The sequence below is a fragment of the Streptomyces sp. NPDC050388 genome (assembly GCF_040655635.1).
Lineage (GTDB): Bacteria > Actinomycetota > Actinomycetes > Streptomycetales > Streptomycetaceae > Streptomyces.
The window spans coordinates 1-1,290 of record NZ_JBFAKH010000277.1 but is presented as its reverse complement, the minus strand read 5'-3'; the positions used below and the strand labels follow the sequence as shown (position 1 = coordinate 1,290).

1 protein-coding gene is annotated in these 1,290 nt (G+C 69.5%); it reads right to left on the bottom strand.

Annotated features, from left to right (window positions below; all coding sequences use genetic code 11):
* Window positions 1-25: 25 nt before the first annotated feature.
* Window positions 26-1,252: an IS110 family transposase gene (locus tag AB0I73_RS41360; protein ID WP_363045527.1), complete on the bottom strand. Its 1,227-nt coding sequence runs from the start codon at window positions 1,250-1,252 to the stop codon at window positions 26-28.
* Between the last annotated feature and the right edge of the window lie 38 nt (window positions 1,253-1,290).

Sequence of the window (1,290 nt, the reverse complement as noted above, 5' to 3'; positions counted from 1 at the left end):
ACAGACATCCCACGCGGTTGGCGCGTCAAGCGGCCTGAGCGGGGACCTCTGCCGGCGGCTGGTTGGGGAAGGCCTTCGCCTCGTCGTAGGGCTGGTGGTGCTGGAGGCAGAAGTAGAGCATCCCCATGAACCGGTTGAACAGGTTGCGCTGCGCGGCGATGTGTCGGTCTCCGGCCTTGCGCCGCCGGTCGTAGTGGGCTCTGGCGCCGGGTGATTTCGTCAGGGAGGAGAAGGCCCAGACGTAGCCGACGGCGGCCAGTCGCTGGTTCTTGACCTTGCGGCTCAGGACCACGCGGCTCTTGCCGCTGGCTCTGGTGACCGGTGCGCTGCCTGCGTATGCCTTCAGCGATCCGGCACTCGCGAACCGGGTCCGGTCGTCGCCGATCTCGGCCAGGATCCGGGCTCCGGACAAGGAGCCCAGGCCCGGGAAACTGGTGTAGATCGGTGCGTCGGGGTGTGTGTCGAAGGCTTCGGTGCAGGCGGCTTCGAGTTCGTCGGCGTTGGTGCACGCGGCGTCCAGTTGCCGCAGCAGCGCGAGGGCCTGCCGGCCGAATGCCGCTTCGACCTGGGGTAGGTGGTGCATGTAGTCGCGGTGGAAGATCTCGTGGAGCCGGTCGGCCTCGGCTTCGATGCCGCGGACGCGGCCAGCGCGTTTGAGCAGGGATTGCAGCTGGCGGCGGGTGAGCTGGGCGGCCTTCGTGGGCGTCGGGGCGGCCGCCAGGATGGTGCGGACCTCCATGGCACACAGGCCGAAGCGGTGCTCGGCGAACGCGGCCAGGATCGCCGGATAGAACTCGCGCAGCTGCGAACGGAGCTTGTTCTGGGCCTGGCCCTTGTCCCAGACCGCGTCCTGCTGGGCCCGCGCGAGGACAGCGATGGCCTGGGCAAGCTCCGAGTCCGCAGGCAGAGGCCGGTGCGCGTCCCGGTCGACGCGCAGGATGTTGGCCAGGACCGCGGCGTCCACCGCGTCGGACTTCCGGCGTGCGACGGTGTGGCGGTCCCGGTAGCGGGCGACGGCAAGCGGATTGATCGCGTAGACCGGCCGCCCGGTGGCCTGCAGCTGGGCGACCAGCAGCCCGCGGGAGGTCTCGATGGCGACGGGGATCCGCTGGTCTTCGTGGTCACCGTGTTCGGCGAGCAGCGTGATGAGCTGGGTGAATCCGGCCGCATCGTCACTGATCCGCGCTTTGGCGAGCTGCTTTCCGCCGGCGTCGACGATGGCGACGTCATGGTGGTCTTCGGCCCAGTCCACTCCGCAGAACGCTGGGGGCGGTAACTCGGCGGTCTCCA